Below are 26,981 nucleotides of genomic sequence, written 5' to 3'. Positions count from 1 at the left end.
GATCCCCCGGCTGGTGGAGGCCCGGGTGGCGACTCGGGCCCCGAGCGTGAAAGGTGGGCCACGGCTGTGCCCGCACCCCTGGTCCACTCGGGCCGGTGGCGAGCGCCGCTCCCATCGCCGGTCCGGACCCCTCCCCAGGCCGCGGAAGATGGTGCCGAGTCGAGGGTGCCAGCGCGGAGAGCACCGGCCCCGAGGGGCCGCCGAGGCCTCCGACAGCACCGGCCCGAAGGAGAGGTGACACCGTGGACCCGCTGGGTGCGCTCTTGCGTGCGCGTGATGTCTGGAAGCGGGTGGAGGCCTTCCACGATGCGGTCTTCGCCTCACGCTGGCGCCAGGAGCTGCTCCGGGAGACACGCACCCAGGAGGACACCCTGCGGGCCCTGTTGCTCCTGGAGACCCTGGGAGTGGAGGGGCCCGTCTCCTATGAGACCCTCGACCTCATCCCGTACATGGTGGCCGACCTGCACGAATGGCACCAGCGCATGGGGCGCGACGATTTCGGGGGGCCGGGGGTGTGCTGTTGAGGTTCGGCAAACGGCGCGGTGACGCCACCGGGCGGACGCCGGAGGACGCTTCGGTCTCTCCCATCGTCTTCTTCGGCGGTAAGGGAGGGGTCGGTAAGACCACCATGGCCGCCGCGCACGCGCTGCGCCTGGCCGACGAGGGTCTGCGCACGCTGCTGATCTCCACGGACCCGGCGCACTCGCTCGGCGACGCGCTCGGTGTTCCCCTGGGCGATACGCCGGTCCAGGTCAGCGAGAACCTGTGGGCGCGCGAGCCCGACGCGGACGCCGCGCTCAAGCGCAGGGTCCGACAGATCAGCGACGACGCCGGCGCGGCCCTGCCCCGGGAGATCCTGCCCGCCGTCACCCGCCACCTGGACCACGCCGCCGCCGGTCCCGGGATGGCCGAGTCCGCCCTGGCCGACCTGCTCATGGACGCCATGGAGGAGGTCCCCGGAACGTGGGACCGCCTGGTGGTGGACAGCGCCCCCACCGGCCACCTGTTGCGCCTGCTCGACCTGCCCGAACTACTGACCCCGTGGGTCCAGGGCCTCGTGCGCCAGCGCGAACGCGTGGTGGACGCGGACCGCTTCGCCGCGGGTGTGGTCGGTGGTGGTTCCGACGGGACACCGGACGACCCCCTGCTGGAGAGGCTGCACGCCCGCCGCCGCAAACTGGACCGGGCCGCCACGCGTCTTCGCGAGGACGCCGAGGTCAGGCTGGTACTGGTGCCGCGCCGGATGGTGTTGGCCGAGACCGACCGCGCCGCAGCCCAGCTGGTCCGCACCGGATTCCGGCTGGGAACGGTGATCGTGAACCAGGTCCCTGCCGATGTCGACCCCGAGGTCCTCAAGGCCGTCCGCGAGCGCTTCGCCCCGCACGGGACGGTCGAACTCCCCCTGACCGGAACCGAGCCCTTGGGCTTGCAGGCGCTACGAACCCTCGCCGCGGAGACGGGCGGATTCGGGTAGGCCCTCCAGTACGTGTTTCTGGCTGCTCTCGTAGATGATCTGGCTGCGGAAGCTCACCACCTCACGGCGCTGGCTGAGCCGGTCGATGAGGAAGTTGTGCAGGTGGTCGAGGTCCCGGGCCGATACGTGGATGAGGAAGTCGTCGTCCCCGGCCACCACGAACACCGCCGATACCTCGGGGAGGTCGATCAGCGCCTTCTTGAACCCGTCGATGACGGGCCTGCTCAGCGGGCGCAGCCGGGCGGAGACGAAGGCCTCGACGCGACGGTTGAGCGCGGCCGGGGCGATATCGGCGTGGTACCCGCGGACCACCCCGCGCTCGACCAGCGAACGTACCCGTTCCAGGCAGGTGGAGGGCGCGATTCCGACCAGCCGGGCCAGCTCCCGGTTGGTCTGCCGTGCGTTCAGTTGGAGTTGGCGGATGATCGCCGAATCAAGTTCGTCCATTCAGTCAACCTAGCGAGCACACCGAACCCGTGCAGCTGATCTCCCGCAGTCGGTCCGAGGAGAAGTCAGCGCAGGTCCCGGCGCATCAGGACGCGGGGGAAACCCGACAGGACCGAGGTCGTGTCGGCGGCGTGGGTGAACCCTGCGCGCTCGAAGTTCCGCCGCAGGCCCGGGTAGGCCATCGTCGTGTCCACCCTGCCGTCCCCGTTGTCCAGGGGGTAGGCCTCGATCGCGGGTGCGCCGTGCGAGCGGGCGAACTCGACGGCCCCGGTGATCAAGGCGTGGGAGATCCCCTTCTTGCGGTGGCCGGGCCGGACCCGGATGCACCACAGCGACCACACGGGCAGGTCGTCGACGTGTGGGATTTTCCGGCTCCGGGCGAAGGACGTGGCCGAGCGCGGTGCCACGGCGGCCCAGCCGACCGGCTCCTCGCCGTCGTAGGCGAGAACCCCGGGGGCGGGCTCTCCGCGGCACAGGTCGGCGACGTACTCACCGCGGGCCGGGCCGCGGAGCTCGTTGTTGAGCTTGGACGGGACCCGGTAGCTCAGGCACCAGCACACGTTGGCGGTGGGCGACTTCGGACCCACCAGGGTCCGAACGTCATCGAAGACCGAGGCCGGGCGTACGTCGATGGTCATGGCCCCAGGGTGCCACGCGGCAGTGACAATTCCGAGTCAAAGGGCCCGGGCCGCAGAAGGCGCGGGGCAGTCCTCGGGGAGGGGCGGCTTCCCGCGGGTTCTTCCGGGAGGCTTCCCGGGGGACGCGGCCGCGGACGCAGGCTCTCGCCCTCCGTCCGGTTCACCGCGCACACGTGGCTGCTGTGGGTCGGGTAGCGCTTGACGTCGACTTCGGGCAAGGGGTGCTTGACATGACGTCACTTGTGGAGTCATTATGACGTCATGGATTTGACGCCGTATGCCGACGAACTCCGCCGACAGCTCCTGGCGGCCGCCGAGGCCGGGGATGAAGAGACCCGAGCTACTGCCGAGCGCCTCAGTGTCTCGTTGGAACCCGCTGCCCGACTGGCCCTGCTCGATGTGCTCTCCGCTGCCGCGGACGAGATCACCAGGGACATGGCCCCTGGTTCGGTGGAGGTGCGCCTGCGCGGACGGCAGGCTGACTTCATAGTGACGTCACCTGAGTTCGAGGGGGTCGGCGAAGGTGGCATCGCGACATCACCGGGTCACCAGGGCGAAGCCGCAGGCTCCGGCCGTACACCCGCGGAGCAGGCCCTGATCGAGGGCGAGGACGGAGGAACCTCACGGATCACCCTCCGGCTGCCCGACCAGCTCAAGCAGCTCGTTGAGGAGGCCGCCCGCGGTGAAGGGCTGTCGGTGAACGCCTGGCTGGTGCGCGCGGTCGCCGCATCGCTCGACGGCGGCCCTCGGCCCGACAACCGGCGGACACGCCAGATCGGCCGCGGCCACACCGGTTGGGTCCGCTGACCCGGACCGACCACCTGAGCACCGCGTCTCCCGGAAGCGGAGACGACCACCGACGCCACACCAGGGAGACGAACGTGCCGACCTTCAACACCCCCGAACCGATCACCGCCGACATCACCGTGGTCTCCGGAAACCTCCAGATCATCGCCGGAGACCGCACCGAGACCACCGTCGAGGTCCGTCCGCGCATCGGCGACAAGGACAACGACGTACGCGCCGCGGAGCTGATCGAGGTCGACTACGCCAGCGGCCGCCTCGAAGTACGCGACCCCCAGCCCTCGGTGCTGGGGCGCATGATCGGGCGCAAGGGCATGGTCGACATCACCGTCGAACTTCCCGCGGGTTCGCGCGTGCACGCCGCGGGCGGGTTCGGCAACATCCGCTGCGAGGGGAGCCTGGGCCCGTCCGAGCTCTCCGTCTCCACCGGCAACATCACGGTGGACCGTGTCAGGGGCAACGCCAAGCTCACCGTGGGCCACGGGTCGATCCGGGTGGAGGAGATCGACGGATCCGCGGTGGTCAAGTCCACCAGCGGCGCCATCACCCTCGGCCAGGTGACCGGGGAACTGCGAGCCAACTCCGCGCACAGCGACATCACCGTCGACCGCGCCCTGGGCCCGGTCACCGCGCGCACCACCCACGGCAGCGTCCGGATCGGCCGGGTTCCGGAGGGCAGCGTCGACGTGGAGTCCTCCTACGGCGAGCTGGAGGTCGGTGTGCCGGAGGGCACCGCGGCCTGGCTGGACGTGCTCTCCACCAAGGGCGTCGTGCGCAGCTCGCTGGAGGCCGCCGAGGGCCCCGCCACCACTGAGCGGACCGTCGAGGTCCGGGCCCGCAGCGTCTGGGGCGACATCCTGATCCACCGTTCCTGACACCGGAGCACACAGAGGCGAGGCAGACATGGCACAGCACGTTCCCCCCGCGGCCATCACCGCCACGGGGTTACACAAGACCTACGGAGACCACCTCGTCCTGGACGGTGTGGACCTGGAGGTCCAGGCGGGGACTGTGTTCTCGCTGCTCGGCCCGAACGGGGCCGGCAAGACCACCATCGTGAAGATCCTGTCCACGCTGATCAGCGCCGACAGCGGCAGGGCCGGTGTCCTCGGGCACGACGTGGCGACCGAGCCCAAGGCGGTGCGCGCCACGATCGGGGTCACCGGGCAGTACTCGGCGGTCGACGGCCTGCTCACCGGGCGCGAGAACCTGATGCTGATGGCGAGGCTCCATCGCCTGGGGCGGGCCCGGGGACAGCGCCGCACCAACGAGCTGCTGGAGCACTTCGACCTGGTCGACGCGGCGGGCAAACCCGCCTCCACCTACTCCGGGGGTATGCGCCGACGGCTCGACCTGGCGATGACCCTGATGGGCGGGCCCCGGCTCATCTTCCTCGACGAGCCGACCACGGGGCTGGACCCGCGCAGCCGCCGGGACATGTGGCAGATCATCCGGGACCTGGTGGCCGACGGTGTCACCGTCTTCCTCACCACGCAGTACCTGGAGGAGGCCGACCAGCTCGCCGACCGGATCGCGGTGCTCGACCACGGCAGGATCGTGGCCCAGGGCGCCGCCGCCGAGCTCAAGCGCCGCGTCCCCGGCGGCCACGTCCGGCTGCGCTTCACCGGGACCGAAGCCCTGGAGTCGGCGGCCCGGGCGCTGGGCGGCGAGACCGACACCGACGCCCTGGCGCTCAGGGTTCCCGGAAACGGCGGGATCGCCTCCCTGCGTGACCTGCTGGAACGCCTGGACGACGCATCCATCCACCCGGAGGAGCTGTCGGTGCGGACCCCGGCCCTGGACGACGTGTTCCTCGCGCTCACCGGCCGCCGCAGCGCGGACGACGACACAAGGAAGGCGAGCCGATGACCACCCTCACCCACGCCCTCGGCGACTCGGTCACGATGGTGGCCCGCCAGCTGCTGCACATGCGGCGCTATCCGTCCATGACGCTGACCCTCATGGGCATGCCCATCGTCTTCCTGCTGCTGTTCGTGTACGTCTTCGGCGGTGCGATGGGTGCTGAGGGAGCCGTCGGTAACCGTGCCGACTACGCCAACTACATCGCGCCCGGAATCCTGCTGATCACGGTGGCCAGCGCTGCCCAGGGCACAGCCATCTCGGTGGCCATGGACATGACCGAGGGGGTCGTCGCGCGGTTCCGCACCATGGCGATCGCCCGGGTCTCGGTGCTGACCGGTCACGTTGTCGGCAGCCTGATCCAGGCGATGCTGACGGTGGCCGCGGTCACCGCCGTGGCGCTGCTCGTCGGATTCCGTCCCAGCGCGGGCCCGGCCGAGTGGCTGGCGGCCCTCGGCCTCCTGGCCGCGGTCTCGTTCGCGCTGACGTGGCTCTCGGTGGCGCTGGGGCTGGTCGCCAAGACCGTCGAGTCGGCTAGCAACCTGCCGTTGCCCCTGGTCTTCCTGCCCTTCCTCGGCAGCGGGTTCGTGCCCACCGAGACCCTGCCGGCGGGAATCCGGTGGTTCGCCGAGTACCAGCCCTTCACGCCGATCATCGAGACCCTGCGCGGGCTGCTGACCGGCACCGAGATCGGAAGCAGTGGGATCGCGGCCCTCGCCTGGTGCGCCGCCATCGCCCTGGCCTCCTACCTGTGGGCGCGCAAGCTCTACGACCGCGACCCCTCCGCCTCCTGAGCGGGAACCGGAGACGACCGGAACGAACACCCAGTACCGGGAGAAGAGGAACGGCCGTGAACAAGACCCCCCACCACCTCACCGCGATGCCCGCGCAACGCCGCCCGGGCTGCCCCTTCGACCCTCCACCGGAACTGGTCGAAGCCCGTGAGCACGGGCCAATCAGCCGGCTCTCCTTTCCGGACGGGCACCAGGGCTGGCTGGTCACCGGGTACGAACTGGTCAGGTCAGCCCTGGCCGACCCGCGGTTCAGCTCACGCAAGGAGCTCATGAGCCACCACCCGCTGATCGACTACAGCGGCATCGAAGTCCCTCCGGCGCTGCCCGGCGAGTTCCTCCTCATGGACGAGCCGCAGCACAGCCGTTACCGCAAGCCGCTGGTGCGCAAGTTCACCGCCCGGCGGATGCGCATGCTCACCGAGCGGGTCGAGCAGATCACCGCCGAGCACCTGGACGCCATGGAAAGGACCGGGCCGCCCGCGGACCTGGTGACCGCGTTCACCAAGCCCGTCCCCGCCATGATGATCTGCGAGCTGCTGGGGGTGCCCTACGAGGACCGGGGCTCCTTCCAGGAACAGGTCGAGTCGTTCATGGACGGTGAGACCAGCGACGAGGACCTGATCGCGGCCTACACCGCCACCCAGGGGTACCTCGCGGAGCTGGTGGCGGCCAAACGCGCGAACCCCACCGACGACGTGCTCAGCGACCTCACCCACAGCGACCTGACCGACGAGGAACTGCAGGGGATGGCCCTGCTCCTGCTGGCCGCTGGGTTCGACACCACCGCGAACACGCTGGCGCTGGGCACCCTCGCGCTGTTGCGCGACCCGGAGCAGCTGGCCACACTGCGCGGTGACCGCGGACTGGCCCCCGGGGCGGTGGAGGAGCTGCTGCGGTACCTGAGCGTCGCCAAGACGTTCATGAGGACGGCGTTGGAGGACGTCGAGCTGGGCGGGCAGACCATCGAGGCCGGTACGGCGGTCGTCCTGTCGCTCAACACCGCCAACCGCGACCCCGAGCGCTTCACCGACCCCCACGTGCTCGATATCCGTAGGCAGGAGGGCGGTCACCTGGCCTTCGGCCACGGAGCCCACCTGTGCCTGGGGCAGCAGTTGGCCCGCGTCGAGATGGGGGTCGCGCTCCCCGCGCTGTTCGACCGCTTCCCGACGCTGCGCCTGGCCGTTCCGGCCGACGAGGTCCGGCTGCGCCCGGAGACCGCGGACATCTACGGGGTGAAGAGCCTCCCGGTCACTTGGGACGCCTGAGGGCGATCGGCTGACCTGGTCCACGGTCGGGGCCGGGCACGTCCGAGGACCCGGAGCGGACTGACCGTCCCGACCAGCTCGCTCCGGGCCTCCAACACCGCAGAGGGGACCCCGTACCCGAGAGAAAGCCCGGACCACCGCCCCACAGGTTCTGTGCCCCCTGATCCCGGGCACGGACCCGACGCCGGAGTGGGTTGACCTTTGCCTAATGGCATTAGATAATCCTAATCATGGTAGGCAAGCCGATGAACGTTAGGCAGGAGAGGCGTCGGGCGGAGACCAGGGCGGAGATTCTGGAGGCCGCCTGGGACGCCGCACGGCAGGACGGTCTGTCCGGTCTGACGCTCGCCGGCGTCGCGCGGCGCGTGGGCATGCGGGCCCCGTCCCTGTACTCCTACTTCGATTCCAAGAACGCCGTCTTCGACGCGATGTTCGCGCAGGGGTGCCACCAGTTCCTCGCCGGGGCAAGCAGCACAGCTGCCGCCGACGATCCGCTGGAGGGGCTGAAGTCGCAGATCCGCTACTTCATCGACTTCTGCACCGAGGACCAGATCCGCTACCAGCTCCTGTTCCAGCGCACGATCCCCGGGTTCACTCCCTCCGCGGAGTCCTACGCGCTGGCCGTGCGGGCGCTCGACATCCTGCGCCAGCGGCTGGCGTCGAGCGGCATCGACACCGACCGCTCCCTCGACCTGCTCACCGCGCTCACCACGGGCATCGTCGACCAGCAGATCTCCAACGACCCCGGCGGCGACCGCTGGACGCGCCTGGCCGACGAGGCGGTGGAGATGTTCTTCTTCCACACTCGGAAACGAGTTCAAGGCCCGGAGGCGGGTACCGATGGACACAGAACCGGTCCCGGTCAGGGATCTGAGCCCCATAGGACGGCGTGAGGCCTTCGGCCTCGCACTGACCGAGAACGCCCGAATGGTGGCGCTCCTGGCCGCGCTCGACGAGTCGGACTGGACCCGGCCGACCTGCTGCTCGGACTGGGACGTCCGGTCGCTGGCCTCCCACACGCTCGCGATGATGGAGGCCGCAGCTTCCCCGCGCGAGTTCGTCCACGTGTTCCGAGCCGGGGCCAAGGCCGCTGGAGAGCGTCCCCGGATCGACGGCATGACCCAAGTCCAGGTGGCGGAGCGCACTCACCTGACTTCGAAGGACATCGTCGAGGCGATGGCTGACACGGCGCCGCGCTCCGCCCGGGCCCGTTACCGGCTGGCCGCGCCGCTGCGCTACCTTCCGATGCCCGAGGAGGTCGACGGAGTGCGGGAGACTTGGCGGCTCGGCTACCTGTTCGACGTCATCTTGACCCGCGACACCTGGATGCACCGGCTCGACGTCTGCCTGGCCACGGGCCGCGAGCCGGACCTCACGCCCGAACACGACGGCCGTATCGTCGCCGACGTCGTGGCCGAGTGGGCCCGCCGCCACGGACGCCCCTTCCATCTCACGCTGGAGGGCCCCGCCGGAGGCGTGTACGCCCAGGGCGACGGCGGTGAGACGATCACCGCCGAGGCGGCCGAGTTCTGCCGTGTCCTGTCCGGACGCGGCCGCGGCGCCGGTCTGATGGCCGGACGGGTGCCCTTCTGACCGTCCGCGGACGGGCCCGCGCATTCGCGGGAACGCCGAGGACGGTCCACCCGGATCCACTCGCGCAGCGGATCCTCCGCACACACATCGGAGACCGTCATGCAGACCCACCGAATCGGACACGACATCACCGTTCTCAGCGACCCCATGCCCGTTCCCGGGGTCGGTTTCCTGCCCGTCAACGCGTTCATCCTGCACGCCGCCCAACCCGTCGTCGTCGACACCGGACTCAGCCTGCCCGACCGGGACTTCGTGGCCACCGTCAGCTCGGTCATGGATCCGCGGGACGTGCGGTGGATCTGGCTCACGCACCCGGACCGCGACCACACCGGCGGGCTCTTCGACCTGTTGGAGGCCGCGCCCCGAGCGCGCGTGGTTACGACCTTCCTCGGCATGGGAATCATGTCGTGTGAGCGCCCCCTGCCGATCGACCGCGTGTACCTGCTCAACCCGGGACAGCGACTGGACGTCGGCGACCGGACTCTGCACGCCTTCCGGCCTCCGCTGTTCGACAGCCCGAGCACGGTCGGCTTCTACGACGACCACTCGCGCGCGTGCTTCACCTCGGACTGCTTCGGTGCCCCCATGGTCAGCGCCGAGATCGCCGCAGGCGCGGACGTGGGCGGGGTCGAGGCCTCCGACCTGCGGGCCGCCCAGCTGCTGTGGGCCACGGTCGACAACCCCTGGGTGCACGGGGTGGAGGAGCGCGCCTACGCAGCCTCGGCGCGGCCGCTGCGGGACGCGGCCCCGGAGACCATCCTCAGCACGCACTTGCCGCCGGCGCACGGCTACGGGGCGACGTTCCTCGACATGCTCGCCCAGGCGCCAACCGCAGCAGCGTTCGTCGGCCCCGACCAGAGGGCGCTGGAAGGGATGCTGGCGGGATTCGAACCCGGGGGCGGCTCCTGACCTCGGCTCGCTCTGGCCGTGCACTGCCCCGCCTCGGGCGCACGTCGATGGCCATGGTCCGAAGGTGTCACGCACAACGGCGCGTGGTGCACCCTCGAGGAGCCCTCGTTGCTACCAGGACAACAAAAAAGGCCCTGCTGAGCAGGGCCTTCGTTTGTGTCCGAGGGGGGACTTGAACCCCCACAGCCTTAACGGCCACTAGCACCTCAAGCTAGCGCGTCTACCTATTCCGCCACCCGGACCGGGCTGTTCGGCGTGTGTCGCTCCGAACAGGTTTAACCATAGCAAAGGTCTGAGGGCTTCCGAACCAGTTTTCCGGCGGGGGGTGGTCGTGACAGGCTCTAGGGCAAAAGGTGCGGCCGGAGACGGGAGAGCCAGATGGTGGATCCAGGTAAGGAACTGAGCGCGGGCGAGGTCGAGGTCGTCGACCTGTGCCGGGAGCTCATCGAGTTCGACACCTCCAACTACGGCGACCATTCCGGGCCGGGGGAGCGCAAGGCGGCGGAGTACGTCGCGACCAAGCTCGACGAGGTCGGGGTGGAGTCGCGGATCTACGAGAAGCACCCCGGGCGCAGCAACGTGGTGGCGCGGATCACGGGTGAGGACTCCTCGCGGCCGCCGCTGCTCATCCACGGGCACCTCGACGTGGTTCCGGCCGCGCCCGAGGACTGGACCCACCACCCCTTCGCCGGTGAGGTCGCCGACGGCTGCGTGTGGGGCCGGGGCGCGGTCGACATGAAGAACATGAACGCGATGGTCCTGGCGATGCTGCGGCAGCGGTTGCGCGAGGGGCGCAAACCGCCGCGGGACATCGTGCTGGCCTTCCTCGCCGACGAGGAGGCGGGCGGTACCTGGGGCGCCCAGTACCTGGTGGACGAGCACCCCGAGCTGTTCGCCGACTGCGACTCCGCGATCAGCGAGGTCGGCGGTTTCTCCTTCACGGTCAACGAGAACCGGCGCCTGTACCTGGTGGAGACCGCGGAGAAGGGCATCGCGTGGATGAAGCTCACCGCGCGCGGCACCGCCGGGCACGGTTCGATGACCAACCGGGACAACGCCGTCACCGAGCTGGCGGCGGCGGTCGCGCGGCTGGGGCAACACGAGTTCCCGGTGCAGCTCACCCCGACGGTGCGGACCTTCCTGGAGGAGATCTGCGAGGAGTTCGGGATCCCCTTCGACGAGAAGGACGTGGACGCCACGGTGGCCCGGCTGGGCCCGATCGCCAAGATGATCGGCGCCACGCTGCGCAACACCCTCAACCCGACGGTGCTCGGCGGCGGCTACAAGGCCAACGTCATCCCGGGTGAGGCCGCCGCTCAGGTGGACGGGCGCTTCCTGCCCGGCACCGAGGACGAGTACTTCGCGAAGATCGACGCGCTGCTCGGCCCGAAGGTCAGCCGCGACTTCATCCACCACCTGCCCGCCGTGGAGACCTCCTTCGACGGCGGCCTGGTGAACGCGATGTCGGAGTCCCTGCTGGCCGAGGATCCGGGGGCCAAGGCCGTCCCCTACTGCCTTTCGGGTGGGACAGACGCCAAGAGCTTCTCCCGGCTGGGCGTGCGCAACTACGGTTTCGCGCCGCTGAAGCTGCCGCCGGAGCTGGACTTCGCCGGCATGTTCCACGGGGTCGACGAGCGCGTTCCCGTGGACGGCCTCCAGTTCGGGGTACGGGTGCTGGACCGTTTCATCGGCATGAGCTGACCAGCTGTGTTGACCTAAATTCCGACGAGGGCTGGCCGAATCTTTCGGGTCCAGCCGCCGCAAAGTCGGACGAACCGCGCCGGGAACTTCTCGGCGCGGTTGGTTTTTTCGCGCACTGTCACTCAGGGTGATGCTACGGTTTCTTTCAGTTCGACGTTGCCCTGTGTTCTGGGGCTTCGTGGAGCGACCGTTCGCGGCACCGCCGCACGGGACCGTTCAGTGACAGCGAAACGAAGGGGCATCCATGGTGCTCGCGAGCCGAGGGTGGCTGGTCTCAGCCAGTCGCGCTGCTCGCAACCCCCGTGGTGCCTACGCCCGTTTGCTGATCCTGTCCGGAATCGTCGCCGTGGCCTGGCTGGCCGGGGGAGTGGGTGTCGCGCACAGCGAGACCTCCGCCGAACCCGGTGGGCTCAGCGGCCTCAGCGGCAGTGTCCTGGGCGTCGGTGAGATTACCGACCGCACGGGGCAGGCCGCCGGAGAGCTCCGGGAGACCCGCCTCTCCGACACGGCCACCCGAGCCGCTTCCTCCACCGGAGCCCTCACCGAGACCGTCGTGCCGCAGGCGTCCGCGCTTCCCGCGAACGCGCTTCGGGAGACCGGTGTCAGTGCGGCCCTGGAGGAGAGCACGGTCGGCTCCGTCGCCAACGAGATCGTGCACGACACTGGCCAGGCTGTCGACGACACCGCACGCGGGGCCACCGGCCTCGTCACCGGGGTCGCCCGCACCGGCCAGGAGGTCGTCGAGTCCACGGACGGGTCCCTGCGCGAGAACGCGCTGGTGGACACCGTCACCTCGGGTCTGGCCGACACGGTCGGCCAGGGCGGGATCGACGCCGTGACCGAGAACGGGGGACCCCTGGGTCTGCCGGTCCTGGGCCCGGCCGAGGACTCTGCCTTCGCCACCTTGCCCGCCGACCAGCGTCCCGACGCCGATGCGGACGAGCGCGAGCGTGAAGAGCGCGATGCCCGGGTGGCGCGTGTGGCCGACGAGATCGCCGCGCACGTGGTGGAGAACTCGTGGCGTGTGGCCGACGAGGCCGCGCGCAAAGCCGAGGACACGGCCGCCGGCGGGGAGTCCGCCGAGCGGATCCGTCTGATCGGCGGCGGTTCCTACCACCAGGTCGGGCCGGACACCACCGGTGCCTCCGCCCCGTCCTTCCAGGCCCCCGGCGCCGCCGGGTTCCTGATGGCCCGCTCCGAGCACATGGTGCTCCGGGCCCAGCGGGTCGCCCTGCCCGGCGACCCCAACCTGGTGGTCCGCGACGCCGCGGACGACCCCTCCTTCTCCCCCGACTAGCCGCGCTCCAGACCGCGGCCGGTCCGTGCGCCCTGCGCACAGCCGCCCCACCGAATCCGGTCGGGCGTGCTCTCTTCCCCAGGCTCCCACGCCGGGAAACCCGTCCGCGGTCCTTGAGGCACCAACAGACCTCTCCTCGTCGACCAAAGGACAGCCGATGACCCAGACAACCCACCTCCGACTCGCCGCGGTCCTGGCAGCCGGATTCATCGTCACCTCCCACGGCGTCGCCCTCGCCGACACCACGACCAGCGGTAACGGGTCGATCGGCGGCGGTAACCAGGTGGTGCTCGACGTCGACGCCCCGGTCAACGCCTGCGGGAACGCCATCGCGGTCCTGGGCGTGGCCGGAGCCAACTGCACCGGCGGCGACGCCAAGGTGACCGAGACCAAGACCCCGAAGGACCCCTACCCCGGCTACGAGGGCTACGACCCGGAGGAGCCCGAGGAAGAGCCCGAGGAAGAGGAGCCGGTCGAGGAGGAGCCCGAGGAGGAGCCGCGCGAGGAAGAGCCCGAGGAAGAGGAGCCGGTCGAGGAGGGGCCGGAGGAAGAAGAGGAGCGCGAGGAGCAGGCCGAGGAGGAGAAGCCCTCTCCCGAGCCCTCCGCGTCCGCGTCTCCTTCCGCTCCGCCCGCCGACGAGAGCCGCCTCGCGGTCACCGGTACCGACCAGAGCGCCCTCGCCGGGCTGCTGGCCGCCGCGGTCCTGGCGGTCGCCGCCGGCGCCGGGCTCCTGCTCTTCGGCAAGCGCCGCAGGGCCCGCGCCTGATCAGCTTCCCGGGCCGTACGGCCCGGGGGTTGACGCGAGTCCCGTAGCACCGGCCAAGGCCATGTGCTCGGGGTTCACGTCAGCCGCCGCCCAACCAGGGCGGAGCTGATCGACGGGGTGCGAACGTCCGCACGCAGCCAGCGAAGACGGACGCGGCCGCACCCGACAGCCCGGCAGACCCGCACCGACCAGGTGCGGAGCCGACCGGATGATCCCCGGCCTTGGCCGAAGGCCCGCGCCCCACCCAGGGGCGTGGAACGGCCTGTGGCCCACAGCACGACACCTTCTCATCTACTCGTTCACTCGAAAGGACTTCCCACATGCGTAAGTGGGCTAGCACCTCCGCGAAGTCCGTGCTCCTGGCGGCCGGCTTCGTGGCCCTGGGCAGCGGCGTCGCCTTCGCCGACAGCGACGTGGCCACCAGCGGTAACGGTTCGGTTCTGGGAGGCAACCAGGCCGTCCTGAACGCCGACGTCCCCGTCAACGTCACCGGCAACGCCGTCGGCGCCGTGGCCGGGATCGCGGGCGCCTCCAGCACCGGCTCCGACGCCAAGGTGATCGACCGCCACCGCAACGAGGTGCACACCTCGGGCAACGGCTCGATCCTGGGCGGCAACCAGCTGGTCGTCGACGGCGACATCCCCGTGAACGTCTCCGGTAACGCGATCGGCGCCCTGGGCGGCGTCGCGGGCGCCTCCACCACCGACAGCGACGCCAAGGTCGTGCACGACGGCCACGGCCACAAGAAGGGCCACAAGAAGGGCCACAGCCCTGACATCGCCACCTCCGGCAACGGCTCGCTCATCGGCGGCAACCAGATCGTCGGTGACCTGGACGTCCCCGTGAACGTCTCCGGTAACGCGATCGGCGCCGTGGGCGGCGTCGCGGGTGCGGCGGCCACCGACGCCGACGCGATCGTCCGGAACAGCCACCACCACGGCGGCCACGACAAGGGCCACGACAAGGGCCACGACAACGGTTACCACCACGAGGTTGAGCACCAGTCTGCTCCGGTGACCACGCAGGACCTGGTCGCCGAAGCCCTCGACAACGTCCAGCTCCTGCCGGACACCTCCGGTGTGGACGCGGGCGTCCTGCGCCAGTCCGCCCCGGTCGAGCACCAGTCCGCCCCGGTTCGCGAGCACCAGTCCATCGCCACCTCCGGCAACGGCTCCGTGCTCGGCGGCAACCAGGCCGTCCTGGACCTGGACGTCCCCGTGAACGTGGCCGGTAACGCGGTCGGCGCCGTGGGTGGCGTCGCGGGTGCGGCCGCCACCGACAGCGACGCCGTGATCAAGGAGCCCAAGCGCCACATCGCGACCTCCGGCAACGGCTCCCTGGCCGGCGGCAACCAGCTGGTCGCCGACGCCGACGTGCCGGTGAACGTCGCGGGCAACGCGGTCGGCGCCGTCGCGGGTGTGGCCGGTGCCAGCGCGACCGACTCCGACGCCAAGATCGTGCGCCAGAGCGCCGAGACCGAGTCGCAGTCCTCCGCCCTGGACAGCATCCCGCTGGTCAGTGAGCTGCCCGAGGTCCCCGTCTCCGAGATGCTGCCGGTCGGCTACGACCTGAGCGAGACCGCCGCCCAGTCGGTCGAGGAGCACGCCCCCGAGCGGGCGCAGGAACTGCCCGAGGCCACCGAGATCCCCTCCGTCGACCCGGTCGGTGACCTGCTGGGCGCCGTGGGCGTGGGCCTGTAGGGACCAGAACGGCTCCGCGAGGGGTCGAGCGGGGGGTGTGCCCAGACACGGCCACCCGTCGAACCAGGGGAGTGCGGCCTCCCGTTCCGTTATGGAACGCGGTGGACTGCGGGAAGCCGGACCCCCGGGCGCGGCGGTGGCGGTGGAAAGGGTCAGTGTCCCCGCTACCGGCACCCAGGTGCCGTAGACGTCCGAAGCACTGTGTTTCGAAGCGCAGGGTGTTCGAAACGCAGGTGGTGAGTCGCCTCCGCCCTCCCGTTCCGTTATGGAACGCGGTGGACTGCGGGAGCGCGGAGGTGGCGACCACCGGCTGAAGGACGTGAGCCGAGTCCTCCCGGGAATATCCGGGAGGACTCGCCGCATTCTGGAGGCAGGGACACCCTGAACCGCTCAAGTGTGATGCAAGTCACTGGGAAAGGGTGTTCCGGGTGCTCGCCAGAGCCGGAAACGGTGCGAAGGAGAGCGCCGCCACGGCCGGTAGCGCACGTTAGGGGCCGGTACCGGTCCGGGTAGCGCTTATTCTGCGGGTGCCGGTGGGTAAGGGCCGAGAGTCCGCGCGGGGTGAGCCCCGAATGAGGGATCAGGCCCGCTCACCGACGGGGGAGTGCCTGTAGTTCGGTTACTGTCGGTTCCCACGGGATCCGAAGGACCGCGGCCGACAGAACACGTAAGGCTAGACGTAGGGGAAACAGCGTGCCACCCACGAAGGGCAGCGCCGGCAAGAACGGCTCGAAGGACAAGGCAGGTCAAGGAGCGGGTACCGCTCTCGTCATCGTCGAGTCACCAGCCAAGGCGAAGACCATCGCCGGTTACCTGGGGCGCGGCTACGTCGTGGAGTCCAGCATCGGCCACATCCGCGACCTGCCTACCAAGGCCGCGGAGATCCCCGCCAAGTACAAGGGGCAGCCCTGGGCCCGGCTCGGCGTGGACGTGGACGGCGACTTCGAACCGCTCTATGTCGTCAACACCGACAAGAAGGCGCACGTCAAGAAGCTCAAGGAGCTCATGGCGGACGCCGACGAACTCCTACTCGCCACAGATGAGGACCGCGAGGGCGAGGCCATCGCCTGGCACCTGCGCGAAGAACTCAACCCCCGGATCCCCGTCCGCCGGATGGTCTTCAACGAGATCACCAAGGACGCCATCCAACACGCCGCGAACAACACGCGCGACCTGAACACCCGTCTGGTCAGCGCCCAGGAGACGCGGCGCATCCTGGACCGCCTCTACGGCTACGAGGTCTCCCCCGTGCTGTGGAAGAAGGTCATGCCGAAGCTCTCGGCGGGCCGCGTGCAGTCCGTGGCCACCCGGCTGGTGGTCGAGCGCGAGCGCGAGCGCATGGCGTTCACCTCCGCCGATTACTGGGACCTCAAGGCGGTCTTCGACGCGACCGACGCCGGTGCCGCCGAGGGGCCCTCCGCCTTCCCCGCCACGCTGGTCTCCGTCGACGGCAAACGCATCGCCGCCGGACGTGACTTCGGTCCCCAGGGCACGATCCGCGCCGACCGTGACGTGCGCCACCTGGACGAGGCGACCGCCCGGGGCCTGGCCGAGCGCCTGGCCGGGGCTGGGTTCGCGGTCAAGTCGGTGGAGCGCAAGCCCTACCGTCGCTCGCCGTACGCGCCGTTCCGCACCACCACCCTCCAGCAGGAGGCGTCCCGCAAGCTCAACCTGTCCGCGAAGCAGACCATGCAGGTCGCCCAGCGGCTGTACGAGAACGGGCACATCACCTACATGCGTACCGACAGCACCACGTTGTCGGACAGCGCGGTCAACGCCGCCCGCAACCAGGTGCGGCGCCTGTACGGCGGCGACTACCTGCCGGACAAGCCGCGCGTGTACGCCAAGAAGGTGAAGAACGCGCAGGAGGCGCACGAGGCGATCCGCCCCGCCGGCGACACCTTCCGTACCCCGAACGAGAGCGGCCTGAGCGGCCCCGAGTTCCGCCTCTACGAGCTCATCTGGAAGCGCACCGTCGCCTCCCAGATGAAGGACGCGGTCGGTGAGTCCGTCACCGTGCGGATCGAGGGGACCTCCACCGACGGCGAGGTCGCCGAGTTCAGCGCCAGCGGCAAGATCATCACCTTCCACGGGTTCCTCAAGGCCTACGTGGAGGGCTCCGACGACCCGGCCGCCGACCTGGACGACCGCGAGCGCCGCCTGCCCGCCATGGCCGAGAACGACCCGGTCAAGGCGCAGAGCCTGGAGGCCGAGGGGCACAGCACCCGGCCGCCCGCGCGCTACACCGAGGCCAGCCTGGTCAAGGAACTGGAAGAGCGGGAGATCGGCCGCCCCTCCACCTACGCCTCGATCATCGGCACCATCCTGGACCGCGGCTACGTGTTCAAGAAGGGCACGGCACTCGTGCCGTCCTTCCTGGCCTTCGCCGTGGTACAGCTGCTGGAGCGGCACTTCGGCAACCTGGTGGACTACGAGTTCACCGCGCGCTTGGAGGACAGCCTCGACGACATCGCCAAGGGCGAGGCCGAGAGTCTGCCCTGGCTGCGCCGGTTCTACTTCGGCGGCCAGGACGCCCAGGGCAATGAGGAGACCGGGCTCAAGGCGCTGGTGGGCGACCACATCACGGAGATCGACCCCAAGGAGGTCAGCTCCATCCCGCTGCCCGGCACCGACATCGTGCTGCGGGTGGGGCGCTACGGCCCCTACCTGGACCGCGAGGGCGTCCGGGTGAACGTGCCGGAGGACCTGGCGCCGGACGAGCTCACCGAGGCCAAGGCCGAGGAGCTGTTCGCCCAGCCCAGCGGGGACCGGGAACTCGGCGAGGACCCGGAGAGCGGCCACATGATCGTGGCCAAGTCCGGGCGCTTCGGCCCCTACGTCACCGAGGTCATCCCGGAGCCGGAGGAGCCCGAGGGCGAGACCAAGCCCAAGGCCAAGAAGGCCGCCAAGGTCAAGCCGCGCACCAGCTCGCTGCTGAAGAGCATGGACCTGGACACGGTCACCCTGGAGGACGCGCTGCGCCTGCTGTCCCTGCCCCGCGTGGTGGGCCAGATCGACGGCGACGACGTCACCGCCCAGAACGGCCGCTACGGTCCTTACCTCAAGAAGGGCACAGACAGCCGCTCCCTGGAGACCGAGGAGCAGATGTTCACGGTCACCCTGGAGGAGGCCCAGGCGATCTTCGCCCAGCCCAAGCAGCGCGGGCGCCGCGCCGCCGCCCCGCCGCTGCGCGAGCTCGGCGAGGACCCGGCGTCGGGCGCCAAGATGGTGATCAAGGACGGCCGTTTCGGTCCTTACGTCACCGACGGCGAGGTCAACGCCTCCCTGCGCAAGGGTGACGAGGTCGAGTCGATCACCGACGAGCGCGCTGCCGAGCTGCTGGCCGAGCGCCGGGCCAAGGCGCCCGCCAAGAAGAAGGCACCGACCAAGAAGCCCGCCGCCAAGAAGACTCCGGCGAAGAAGACGGCCACCGCGAAGAAGACGGCCACCACCACGGTCAAGAAGGCGGCGGCGAAGAAGCCCGCGGCCAAGAAGACCGGTGAGCCGAAGACCACCGCGAAGAAGGCCGCCGAGGAGTAAGCGGGCACAGGGCAAGCAGCACAGAAGTAGGCAGCACAGAAGTAGCCAACACAGAGTAGGCAGATCGCGGTCACACGTACTCACCTGGGCGTTCCCACACGGGGCGCTCGGGTGAGTGGTGTACCGGGGTATCGCAACGGATACGCAACTTCATCCTCTGTTCGGGGATGATCTTCCGTACTACTGTGTGCCTGACGGATGGGGCCACCGAAACGTGTGTGACCCCGAACGTATCCCCCGAATTCCCTGGACAGGTGGTCACGCCTGTCAGTTCCTATCCCCCTCATCGATAATCTTGAGCGCTATGAGCAGATCTGCACCCCTGGGAGCGCCGGCCGAGGCGCAGAACGTCCTCGCGATCACACCCTTCAGAAGGCTGTGGATCTCGCTTTCCCTCTCCAGCCTCGGGGACTGGCTGAGCCTGCTGGCGTTGGTGTCCCTCGCGGCCATCTTCACCGCCGAAAGCTCCACACTCGTCCACTATCTCGCCGTCACCGGCGTCGTCGCCATCAAACTCGCCCCCGCGGTCCTGCTCAGCCCCCTCGTCGGGTCTCTCGCGGACCGGCTGGACCGGCGGTGGACGATGGTCAGCGGCGACGTGCTGCGCGGTCTCCTCTACGTCTCCATCCCGGTCGTCGGGCTGCTGTCCTCCGGCTTCGCGCTGCAGTGGCTGCTGATCGCGAGCCTGCTCGCGGAGATCGTCGCGCTCCTGTGGACCCCCGCCCGGGACGCCACGATCCCCACCCTCGTCCCCAAGCGGATGCTCGGCCAGGCCAACAAACTGACCTTGCTGGCGACCTACGGGGCCGCTCCGGTCGCCGCCCTGCTGTTCGCCGCGCTGGCCTCGGTCAGCAACCTGCTCGGCGCGCTCGTGCCGTCCATGGCCAATCCCGAGGCTGACGTCGCCCTCTACCTCAACGCCCTGACGTTCTTCGTCGCGGCGATTGTCGTCGCCTCGCTGCCGCTGCCCAAACACGCGGTGTCCAAGGGTTCGCTGAGCCCCAACCGGGACGCGAACACGATCCACGCGGTCCTCGCCGGTCGCACCGCGGTCGGCAGCGGCCCGCTGGTCCGCGGTGTGGTCACCGGCCTGGCCGTTACCGCGGCCGCGGGCGGTCTCGTCCTCGGCGTGGGCCGACCGCACGTGGAGAACCTCGGCGCGGGCAACGCCGGTTTCGGCATCCTGGTCGCCGCGCTCTTCCTGGGCCTGGGGCTGGGCGTGGTCTCCGGGCCGCGCGTCCTCAAGCAGTTCAGCCGTCGCCGCCTGCTCGGGGTGGCCGTCGTCCTGGGCGCGCTGGCCCTGCTGTTCACCGGCGCCATCTCCGACATGGTGCTCTCCGCGGTCCTGGCCCTCGTCCTGGGCCTGGGCACCGGTCTGACCTGGGTGACCGGAACTGGGCTGATCAGCGTGGAGGTGGAGGAGGAGCAGCGCGACTCCGCATTCGCCCTCCTGCACGGCACCGGCCGTCTTGCCCTGCTCCTGGGCGCCATCCTGGCCCCGCTGGCCGTCGGGTTCGCCGGTGACCACGAGATCCCGCTGGGCGGACCGCTCACCTACGACCTGTACGGCAGCGGCCTGGTCCTGATGGCGGGCGGCCTGATCGCGGTCATCGCGGCGGTCGTCGCCTACCGGCAGGCCAACACCGGCGACCCGGAGGCCGGGCCCGGCCTGCTCCCCGAACTCTTCGCGGCCCTGCGCGGGGTTACCCCCACGGCCGAACAAGAGGAGGAGGCCCGGCTCACCGGCGCCTTCATCGTGTTGGAGGGCGGCGAGGGCGCGGGCAAGTCCACCCAGGTGCGCGAGCTGACGGTGTGGCTGCGCGACCAGGGCTTCGAGGTGGTGGGCACCCGCCAGCCGGGTGCCACCAAGCTCGGTATGCGGCTGCGCGGCATTCTGCTGGACCGCGAGAACTCGCACATCACCGACCGCGCCGAGGTGCTCCTCTACGCGGCGGACAAGGCCGACCACGTCGAGCAGGAGATCCTTCCGGCGCTGCGCCGCGGCGCCGTGGTGATCAGCGACCGCTACGTGGACTCCCTGCTCGCCTACCAGGGCGCCGGGCGCGACCTGGCGGTGGAGGACGTGGGCGAGATCAGCGCCTGGGCCACCCAGGGCCTGGTTCCGGACCTCACGGTGTTGCTGGACGTGCGGCCCGAGGACGGCCTGTCCCGTCTGGGCGGCCCGGCCGACCGCATCGAGTCGGAGTCGGTGGAGTTCCACACCAGGGTCCGCAAGGGCTTCCGCTCGCTGGCCGAGGCCAACCCGGACCGCTACCTGGTGCTCGACGCCCGGGAGCCGCAGGAGAAGATCACCCGGGAGATCCAGCGCCGGTTGCGTCCGCTGCTGCCCGACCCGATCGACTCCAGCTCGGAGGCGGTCACGGGCATGATCCCGGTGATCCGCCCCGAGCAGGAGGCGTAACAGCACGTGTAGCCGGGCGCCTGACCGGGCGCCGGACAGCGTCCCGAGAACGTACGAAGGGCCCCTCCCCGCGCGGTGGGAGGGGCCCTTCGGGCTGTTCGGTCCGGTACGGGCGGGGTCAGCGGGTGAGCGTCCAGGTGCCGTCCGCGGTGACCGCCAGGATGAGAGTGCCCGCGGTCAGGGTCGTCTGCCCGTCGTAGGAGCCGATCTCGTTGGCGAGCAGGTCGCGGCTGGTGTCGGTGTAACCCCAGATCGCGAAGTTGCTCGAGCCGTCGTGGGCCATGTCCAGGGTGGTGAGCCCCTCAGGGGTCCACTCCAGCTGGACGACGTCGTCGCCACTGCCGGTGAACTCGTCGTCGGAGTCACCCCAGCTAGTCGCGGCCGACAGCGGTTCCAGGGAGATCTCCCAGGCCCCGTCGGCGCTGATCTCCAGCGCGGCCATCTCCTCGCGGGGGCCTCCGTTGTAGAGCACGCTCCCGTCGTAGGAGCCGATCTCGTTGACCAGCAGGTCGCTGTTGCCGCCCTCGGAGTCCAGGGCCCACACGGCGAAGTTCGAGGATCCGTTGTGACTGAACCGTGCGATGCGCGCGTCGTCGTGGAATTCGACCTCGACGACGGTGTCGCCGGTCCCGCTGAACTCCAGGGTCTCGTGCTCGGGGAAGGCCGGTGCCTCCTCCGTTTCCTCCTCCTCGGGTTCCTCGTCCTCCACGGCCGCCTCGACCTCGGCGGTTTCCTCCGCCTGCTCCTCCTCGCTCTCCTCTGCGGTGACCGCGGGGCGGGGGTCGGCTGTGGTGGTGCCGGAGAGCGCTGACATGCAGGCGCCGATGACGGCGAGGACGAGGAGGATCACGAAGAGGGATCCGCAGCCGAGCCCGACCTTGGCGCCGGTGGACATGGATCGTTGCTGCGGTTGCTGCGGCGGGCCGTAGGGAGGTTGCTGGGGGCCCTGGCCGCCGGGGCCGTAGGGAGGCGGAGGGCCTTGCGGGCCGCCTGGGCCGTGGGGAGGTTGCTGGGGGCCCTGTCCGCCGGGGCCGTAGGGAGGCGGAGGGCCTTGCGGGCCGCCTGGGCCGTGGGGAGGTTGCTGGGGGCCCTGTCCGCCGGGGCCGTAGGGAGGCGGAGGGCCTTGCGGGCCGCCTGGGCCGTGGGGAGGCTGGGGCGGGGGAGGGGGCTGGGTCACGTGCGCTCCGAGCTCTCATGGGGGATAAAAAGGTGCACGTTCGCTGAGCGGGGGCGCGTGTCGGTGCCCAATGTAGCCGGGATGCCCGCGGGGTGGGAGCGCGAGTCTCGGCGCCCTGCCGGGCGGGGTCAGCGGGTGATGGTCCAGGAGCCCTGGGACTGGACCTCGATCAGGACGGTCCGCAGGGTCAGCGTCATCTGGCCTTCGTAGTCGCCGATCTCGTTGACCAGCGAACTGGTGGCGGTGTTGTCGTAGGAGCGCAGGGAGAAGTTGCTCGATCCCGTGTGGGTCACGTCCAGCGTGGAGAAGTTGTTCGGGGACCAGAGCAGCTGGACGACATCGTCACCGCTGCCGCCGTACTCCGTCTCGGTGGCCTCCCAGTGGTCCGCGGCCGACAGCGGCTCCAGGCTGATCTCCCAGTCGCCGTCGGCGTGGATCAGCAGGGCGTCATAGTCGTCGATCAGGCTCGGCGGGGCCAACAGGAGGCGCCCCTCGTACCCGCCACCCCGACGGATCAGCTCCCATTGCGTCTCGGCCTCGGAGTCCACGGACCACACGGAGATGCCCCCGGCCCCCTTGTTACTGATGGAGAGGATCCGCGGCTCCTCGTTGGTCTCGATCTCGACGGTGGTCCGGCCGCTCCCGCTGAACTCCTGGACCTCGAAGTCGGCGAACTCCGGCGGGGTGCCCGGGTCCTGGGGTCCGGCCTCGTCCCCGTCTCCGTCTCCGGGCTGGTCCTCGGGGTCCTGCGGCCCGTCCTGCGGCTCCTCCTCTCCCTCGGGCTCGACGGCCCCGGAGGGGGAGGGCGGCGGTTCGGCGACGAGGGAGGTTCCCCCTGGGCGCACCCACACGAAGTATCCGATGAGGATGAGGACCAGCAGGACCGTGCCCGCGGCGGCACCGCCGAGGGCGATCTTGGCGCCGGTGGACAGGCTTTCGGGCGGTGCGGGCGGCCCGTACGGGGACCGGTGCGGGCCGGAGGGGAAGTGCTGCGGTCCGGAGGAGTGCTGTGGGCCATGCGGTGGCTGCGGGGGAGGTGGCTGGCTCACCGGCGCTCCGTGCGGTCGGGGGTGGACGGGTTCATTATCGTAGGACCGGCGCGACCGTGTCCCGGCCGGGGACCCACTACGCCGTCCGCGGTGAGTCCCTTGGCCGTCTGGTAGTCCTTGACGGCGGCCGTGAGCCGCTCGTCGAAGTGCTCGACAGCGTGGAACGACGTCGAGGTAGCCGAAGTCGAAGAGCATGGACTTCACGACCGATACCTCCCAGCGGCCGTCGCCCTCCGAGAGGACGGGCCACGACGCGGCCTCGATGGTGGCGACCACCTCGGGAGGCGTGTTCGGGCCGTCTGCCAGCGCGGCCGGAGCCCCGGCGAGCCCGACCCCCGCGACCATGGCGCCCGACGCGATCAGCATGGTGATCCCGCGTGCCTTCGACACGTGTTCCCCTTCCGTGAGTCGGCGGCGCCTCCCCGTCCGCGGAGCCCGCGTTCACTTTCGGGCCCCTTCTGACCTGGTCCGGCCGTGCGGAAAACCGGAGGACGGGGGGCGCGTCGGTGACCGCTTCACCGGGATGGGGGAGAGGGTCCGGGAAAGGCCTGTGGAAAACGGATCGGGTGTCGGTGCGGGCTCCTATTGTGGAAGCCTGACATTCCATGCGGTCCGGGGGGAAAGCTTGACGGTCTTCGACGACCTCGTCGGCCAGGCGGCGGCGAGCGCACAGCTGAAGCGCGCCGTGGCCGGTGCGGCCGATCTCCTGGCCGGGGGACGCGGCGCCGGCATGACCCACGCCTGGTTGTTCACCGGCCCGCCCGGCTCCGGCCGGGAGGAGGCAGCGCGTGCCTTCGCGGCCGCCCTCCAATGCCCGGTCGGGGGCTGCGGACGTTGCGACTCCTGCCATCAGGTGCTGACCGGAACCCACCCGGACATGCTCTACGTGCAGCCCAGCGGGCTGAGCTTCGGTGTGGCCGCCACCCGTGACCTCGTGCTCCGCGCCGGGTCCAAGCCGTCCGGCGGGAACTTCCGGATCGTGCTCTTCGAGGACGCCGACCGGGCCACCGAGGCCGCCTCCAACGCGCTGCTCAAGGCGGTGGAGGAACCCTCGCCGCGCACGGTGTGGCTGTTGTGCACCCCCACCCCGGACGACCTGCTCATCACCATCCGCTCCCGCTGCCGTCTGGTCACCCTGGCCAGTCCCGGCACCAGACAGATCGTCGACGCCCTCGTCCAGCGGGACGGGGTGGACACGGTCACCGCCGAGGCCGCCGCCAGAGCCGCCGCGGGACGGGTGGACCGCGCCCGGCAGCTGGCCACCGACCCGGAGGCGCGCCGCCGCCGGGAGGAGGTCCTGTCCATCCCGGCCGGGCTGGACGGACTCGGCGCCTGCGTGACCGCGGCCGCGCGCCTGTTCGAGATCGCCGAGGAGGAGTCCAAGGCGCTCACCACCGCCCTCAACGAGAAGGAGAAGGACGACCTCAAGGCGGCCTTCGGCGAGGGTTCCACCGGCAAGGGCGTGGCCAAGGCGGTCCGCGGCGCGGCGGGGGCCCTCAAGGACCTGGACGAACGGCAAAAGCGCAGGGCCACCCGGATCAAGCGGGACTCCTACGACCGGGCCCTGCTCGACCTGGCCGCCTTCTACCGGGACGTGCTCGCCCTCCAGCTAGGCGCGACGGTGGAGCTGTCCACCGCCGAGCGCTCCGGCGACCTGGAGCGGATCGCCCGTTCCGGTACCCCTGAGTCCACGCTCAGAAGGATCGACGCGATCATGGCCTGCCGTGGTCGGATCGCGGCCAACGTGCACCCGCAGATCGCCATGGAGGCGATGACCTCCGCGCTCCTGGCAGGCTAGGCCACGATGCGGGGCCGGGGGCGGATCCCGGCACTTCGGGGCGGCGGGCTCGGGGTACGGGCGGTCGCGGAGCCCGGGACAATAGTGCGGCTACGGGATTCGAGTGAAGGCGGTTACGGGTGGGGACGAGGCTTCGGGGTCCGTTGGCGGTACTGCTCACTGGGGCGGTGCTGGTCTCCGGGTGTACGGCGGGCGGCGACACGGCCGGCGAGGACAGCGGCGGCGGTGACGGCACCCGGGTGGACGTCGCGGAGCAGGAGCTCCTCTGGGAGGAGTGCGACAGCGGCCTGCCCGGCAGCGAGTGCACGGTCTTCGAGGCGCCGCTGGACTACGACGACCCCGACGGGGAGCGGATCGAGATCGCGGTCAAGCGCTTCCCCGCCACCGGCGACGACGTCATCGGCTCCCTGCTGGTCAACCCCGGCGGCCCCGGCGGCTCCGGCTTCGACTTCGTCGACCACGCCCCCTACAGCGTCAGCGAGGCGGTGCGGGAGAACTTCGACGTGGTCGGTTTCGACCCGCGCGGCGTGGGCCGCAGCACCCCGCTGACCTGCCTGGACGCCGAGGAGATCGACGACTACCTCGGAACCGACTACGGCGAGGCCGACGATCTCGCCGACCTCAGCCCCGAGGGGCTCGACCAGATCGAGGCCAAGAGCCGCGCCTTCGTCGAGGCCTGCGAGGAGAACGACCCCGAACTGATGCGCAATATCGGCACCGCCGACGTCGCCCGCGACATGGACGTGCTGCGCGGGCTGCTCGGCGACGAGCAGCTCACCTACCTCGGCGCCTCCTACGGCACGCACATCGGCGCGCAGTACGCCGAGCAGTTCCCGGAGCGAGTTCGCGCCCTGGTGCTCGACGGCGCGGTCGACCCCAGCCAGGACCAGCTGAGCGTGAGCGTGCAGCAGGCCACCGGTTTCGAGACGGCGCTGCGCTCCTTCGTCGAGGACTGCCTGACCAGACCCGACTGCCCCCTCGGTAGCCCGGGGGACAGCGTCGACCAGGGCATCGCGGTTCTGGACGATTTCCTGGCGGACACGGCGGCCGAGCCACTCAGCAGTGCCACCGACGACGACCGCGAGGTCAACCGGGCCCGCGCCGAGCTGGGCGTGCTCGCGGCCCTGTACACCGAGAACTGGTGGCCGCGGGTGCGCGAGGCGCTCACCGACGCCATGGAGGGCGGCGACGGCACCGGACTGCTGCTGCTCGGCGACGACCTGTACGGGCGCGGCGACCTGGCCGAGTACGAGAACTCCACCGCGGCGCTCGTCGCCGTGAACTGCTCGGACTCGGAGGCGCCCCGCGAGGTGGAGGCCTACGCGGAGGCGGCGGCCGAGGCCGCCCAGGAATCGCCGATGTTCGGCCCGATGCTGGCCTGGGGTGCTCTGGCCTGCGCGTTCTGGCCGGAGGAGGCGGTGGCCCCGCTCGCCGAGCTCAACGCCCCGGGCGCCGACCCGATCATGGTGGTGGGCACCACACGCGACTCCGCCACCCCCTACGCCTGGTCCGAGGCGCTCGCCGCCCAGCTGGACTCGGGTTTCCTGGTCACCCGGGACGGCGACGGCCACACCGGCTACCGCATGGGCGATGACTGCGTGGACACGATGGTCGACGACTACCTGCTGGAACTGGCCGTACCGGACGACGGGATGGCCTGTGCCGGTCCTCGCGCGGACGAGGTCGGCTAGCCGTGATCCGGGCGGCCGGGAAAACGGTACGCGCCACTCATCGGAGGCGTTAGACT

At 70.5% G+C, this 26,981-nt stretch carries 22 protein-coding genes and 1 tRNA gene; 18 read left to right on the top strand and 5 right to left on the bottom strand.

Annotation, left to right across the window (positions count from 1 at the left end):
* Positions 1-242: 242 nt before the first annotated feature.
* Entirely contained in the window at positions 243-524 is a 282-nt protein-coding gene (locus D457_RS0101330; RefSeq protein WP_017578834.1) for a cory-CC-star protein, read from the top strand.
* Positions 515-1,474 (top strand): ArsA family ATPase, encoded by a 960-nt coding sequence (locus D457_RS0101325; RefSeq protein ID WP_017578833.1) that lies wholly within the window; start codon positions 515-517, stop codon positions 1,472-1,474. Before D457_RS0101330 ends, D457_RS0101325 begins: the two co-directional genes overlap by 10 nt.
* On the opposite strand, the gene D457_RS0101320 is transcribed toward D457_RS0101325, so the two are convergent.
* Both D457_RS0101320 and D457_RS0101315 read right to left on the bottom strand, forming a co-directional pair.
* Positions 1,436-1,921, bottom strand: coding sequence for an Lrp/AsnC family transcriptional regulator (locus D457_RS0101320; protein WP_017578832.1), 486 nt, complete (start codon positions 1,919-1,921; stop codon positions 1,436-1,438). The genes D457_RS0101325 and D457_RS0101320 overlap by 39 nt on opposite strands.
* 65 nt (positions 1,922-1,986) lie before the next feature.
* Positions 1,987-2,559, bottom strand: coding sequence for a GNAT family N-acetyltransferase (locus tag D457_RS0101315; RefSeq protein ID WP_017578831.1), 573 nt, complete (start codon positions 2,557-2,559; stop codon positions 1,987-1,989).
* Between the two features lie 261 nt (positions 2,560-2,820).
* On the opposite strand from D457_RS0101315, the gene D457_RS0101310 reads away from it, so the two are divergent.
* The 8 genes from D457_RS0101310 to D457_RS0101275 all read left to right on the top strand — a co-directional run bounded on the left by D457_RS0101310 (position 2,821) and on the right by D457_RS0101275 (position 9,784).
* The gene (locus D457_RS0101310) at positions 2,821-3,366 is read left to right on the top strand and encodes a hypothetical protein (RefSeq protein WP_026116215.1); all 546 of its coding nucleotides are present in this window, start codon (positions 2,821-2,823) and stop codon (positions 3,364-3,366) included.
* A gap of 74 nt (positions 3,367-3,440) precedes the next feature.
* Positions 3,441-4,238 (top strand): DUF4097 family beta strand repeat-containing protein, encoded by a 798-nt coding sequence (locus D457_RS0101305; RefSeq protein WP_026116214.1) that lies wholly within the window; start codon positions 3,441-3,443, stop codon positions 4,236-4,238.
* Positions 4,239-4,266: 28 nt separating this feature from the next.
* The gene (locus tag D457_RS0101300; RefSeq protein ID WP_017578828.1) at positions 4,267-5,232 is read left to right on the top strand and encodes a daunorubicin resistance protein DrrA family ABC transporter ATP-binding protein; all 966 of its coding nucleotides are present in this window, start codon (positions 4,267-4,269) and stop codon (positions 5,230-5,232) included.
* On the top strand, positions 5,229-6,017 hold the full coding sequence (locus D457_RS0101295) for an ABC transporter permease (protein WP_017578827.1): 789 nt from the start codon (positions 5,229-5,231) through the stop codon (positions 6,015-6,017). Before D457_RS0101300 ends, D457_RS0101295 begins: the two co-directional genes overlap by 4 nt.
* An 86-nt stretch (positions 6,018-6,103) precedes the next feature.
* Positions 6,104-7,282, top strand: coding sequence for a cytochrome P450 (locus D457_RS0101290; protein WP_394297027.1), 1,179 nt, complete (start codon positions 6,104-6,106; stop codon positions 7,280-7,282).
* 230 nt (positions 7,283-7,512) lie between these two features.
* A complete protein-coding gene (locus D457_RS0101285) occupies positions 7,513-8,175 on the top strand; it encodes a TetR/AcrR family transcriptional regulator (RefSeq protein WP_204367436.1) in 663 nt (220 codons plus the stop codon).
* On the top strand, positions 8,123-8,875 hold the full coding sequence (locus D457_RS34410) for a maleylpyruvate isomerase family mycothiol-dependent enzyme (RefSeq protein ID WP_083926629.1): 753 nt from the start codon (positions 8,123-8,125) through the stop codon (positions 8,873-8,875). Before D457_RS0101285 ends, D457_RS34410 begins: the two co-directional genes overlap by 53 nt.
* Before the next feature lie 99 nt (positions 8,876-8,974).
* Positions 8,975-9,784 (top strand): MBL fold metallo-hydrolase, encoded by an 810-nt coding sequence (locus D457_RS0101275; protein WP_017578823.1) that lies wholly within the window; start codon positions 8,975-8,977, stop codon positions 9,782-9,784.
* 157 nt (positions 9,785-9,941) lie between these two features.
* Here the strand turns inward: D457_RS0101275 and D457_RS0101270 are convergent.
* A tRNA-Leu gene (locus D457_RS0101270) sits at positions 9,942-10,026 on the bottom strand.
* Between the two features lie 136 nt (positions 10,027-10,162).
* On the opposite strand from D457_RS0101270, the gene D457_RS0101265 reads away from it, so the two are divergent.
* The 6 genes from D457_RS0101265 to tmk all read left to right on the top strand — a co-directional run bounded on the left by D457_RS0101265 (position 10,163) and on the right by tmk (position 21,210).
* Complete coding sequence (locus tag D457_RS0101265) at positions 10,163-11,485, top strand: M20/M25/M40 family metallo-hydrolase (protein ID WP_017578822.1); 1,323 nt, start codon at positions 10,163-10,165, stop codon at positions 11,483-11,485.
* A gap of 244 nt (positions 11,486-11,729) precedes the next feature.
* Positions 11,730-12,782, top strand: a complete 1,053-nt coding sequence (locus D457_RS0101260; RefSeq protein ID WP_017578821.1) for a hypothetical protein — start codon at positions 11,730-11,732, stop codon at positions 12,780-12,782.
* Positions 12,783-12,939: 157 nt separating this feature from the next.
* Positions 12,940-13,548 (top strand): chaplin family protein, encoded by a 609-nt coding sequence (locus tag D457_RS0101255; protein WP_017578820.1) that lies wholly within the window; start codon positions 12,940-12,942, stop codon positions 13,546-13,548.
* A 320-nt stretch (positions 13,549-13,868) separates the two neighbouring features.
* The gene (locus D457_RS0101250; protein WP_017578819.1) at positions 13,869-15,248 is read left to right on the top strand and encodes a hypothetical protein; all 1,380 of its coding nucleotides are present in this window, start codon (positions 13,869-13,871) and stop codon (positions 15,246-15,248) included.
* A gap of 693 nt (positions 15,249-15,941) precedes the next feature.
* The gene (gene topA / locus D457_RS0101245; protein WP_017578818.1) at positions 15,942-18,788 is read left to right on the top strand and encodes a type I DNA topoisomerase; all 2,847 of its coding nucleotides are present in this window, start codon (positions 15,942-15,944) and stop codon (positions 18,786-18,788) included.
* A 304-nt stretch (positions 18,789-19,092) separates the two neighbouring features.
* On the top strand, positions 19,093-21,210 hold the full coding sequence (gene tmk / locus D457_RS0101240; RefSeq protein ID WP_017578817.1) for a dTMP kinase: 2,118 nt from the start codon (positions 19,093-19,095) through the stop codon (positions 21,208-21,210).
* A gap of 118 nt (positions 21,211-21,328) precedes the next feature.
* Here tmk and D457_RS0101235 read toward each other — a convergent pair whose 3' ends face one another.
* Both D457_RS0101235 and D457_RS37875 read right to left on the bottom strand, forming a co-directional pair.
* Positions 21,329-22,105 carry a hypothetical protein gene (locus tag D457_RS0101235; protein WP_017578816.1) on the bottom strand — a complete coding sequence of 259 codons (777 nt, stop codon included), beginning with the start codon at positions 22,103-22,105 and terminating at the stop codon, positions 21,329-21,331.
* A gap of 410 nt (positions 22,106-22,515) precedes the next feature.
* The gene (locus tag D457_RS37875; protein ID WP_239645976.1) at positions 22,516-23,826 is read right to left on the bottom strand and encodes a hypothetical protein; all 1,311 of its coding nucleotides are present in this window, start codon (positions 23,824-23,826) and stop codon (positions 22,516-22,518) included.
* Positions 23,827-24,061: 235 nt separating this feature from the next.
* Between D457_RS37875 and D457_RS0101225 the strand changes: the two genes are divergently transcribed.
* Positions 24,062-25,234 (top strand): DNA polymerase III subunit delta', encoded by a 1,173-nt coding sequence (locus D457_RS0101225; RefSeq protein ID WP_017578814.1) that lies wholly within the window; start codon positions 24,062-24,064, stop codon positions 25,232-25,234.
* Positions 25,235-25,377: 143 nt separating this feature from the next.
* The gene (locus D457_RS0101220; protein ID WP_017578813.1) at positions 25,378-26,925 is read left to right on the top strand and encodes an alpha/beta hydrolase; all 1,548 of its coding nucleotides are present in this window, start codon (positions 25,378-25,380) and stop codon (positions 26,923-26,925) included.
* The last annotated feature ends 56 nt before the right edge of the window (positions 26,926-26,981 follow it).

The organism is Nocardiopsis valliformis DSM 45023 (assembly GCF_000340985.1).
GTDB lineage: Bacteria > Actinomycetota > Actinomycetes > Streptosporangiales > Streptosporangiaceae > Nocardiopsis > Nocardiopsis exhalans.
The sequence above is the reverse complement of the archived record's forward strand: the minus strand, read 5'-3'. Positions and strand labels throughout refer to the sequence as shown.

Bases quoted from the DNA above. Each gene is read 5' to 3' on its own strand.
- D457_RS0101285 (WP_204367436.1), top strand. From the start codon at position 7,513: ATGGTAGGCAAGCCGATGAACGTTAGGCAGGAGAGGCGTCGGGCGGAG.
- D457_RS0101260 (WP_017578821.1), top strand. From the start codon at position 11,730: ATGGTGCTCGCGAGCCGAGGGTGGCTGGTCTCAGCCAGTCGCGCTGCT.
- D457_RS0101300 (WP_017578828.1), top strand. From the start codon at position 4,267: ATGGCACAGCACGTTCCCCCCGCGGCCATCACCGCCACGGGGTTACAC.
- D457_RS0101250 (WP_017578819.1), top strand. From the start codon at position 13,869: ATGCGTAAGTGGGCTAGCACCTCCGCGAAGTCCGTGCTCCTGGCGGCC.
- D457_RS0101255 (WP_017578820.1), top strand. From the start codon at position 12,940: ATGACCCAGACAACCCACCTCCGACTCGCCGCGGTCCTGGCAGCCGGA.
- D457_RS34410 (WP_083926629.1), top strand. From the start codon at position 8,123: ATGGACACAGAACCGGTCCCGGTCAGGGATCTGAGCCCCATAGGACGG.
- tmk (WP_017578817.1), top strand. From the start codon at position 19,093: ATGAGCAGATCTGCACCCCTGGGAGCGCCGGCCGAGGCGCAGAACGTC.
- D457_RS0101320 (WP_017578832.1), bottom strand. From the start codon at position 1,921: ATGGACGAACTTGATTCGGCGATCATCCGCCAACTCCAACTGAACGCA.
- D457_RS0101275 (WP_017578823.1), top strand. From the start codon at position 8,975: ATGCAGACCCACCGAATCGGACACGACATCACCGTTCTCAGCGACCCC.
- D457_RS0101290 (WP_394297027.1), top strand. From the start codon at position 6,104: ATGCCCGCGCAACGCCGCCCGGGCTGCCCCTTCGACCCTCCACCGGAA.
- D457_RS0101235 (WP_017578816.1), bottom strand. From the start codon at position 22,105: ATGTCCACCGGCGCCAAGGTCGGGCTCGGCTGCGGATCCCTCTTCGTG.
- D457_RS0101310 (WP_026116215.1), top strand. From the start codon at position 2,821: ATGGATTTGACGCCGTATGCCGACGAACTCCGCCGACAGCTCCTGGCG.
- D457_RS0101315 (WP_017578831.1), bottom strand. From the start codon at position 2,559: ATGACCATCGACGTACGCCCGGCCTCGGTCTTCGATGACGTTCGGACC.
- D457_RS0101265 (WP_017578822.1), top strand. From the start codon at position 10,163: ATGGTGGATCCAGGTAAGGAACTGAGCGCGGGCGAGGTCGAGGTCGTC.
- D457_RS0101295 (WP_017578827.1), top strand. From the start codon at position 5,229: ATGACCACCCTCACCCACGCCCTCGGCGACTCGGTCACGATGGTGGCC.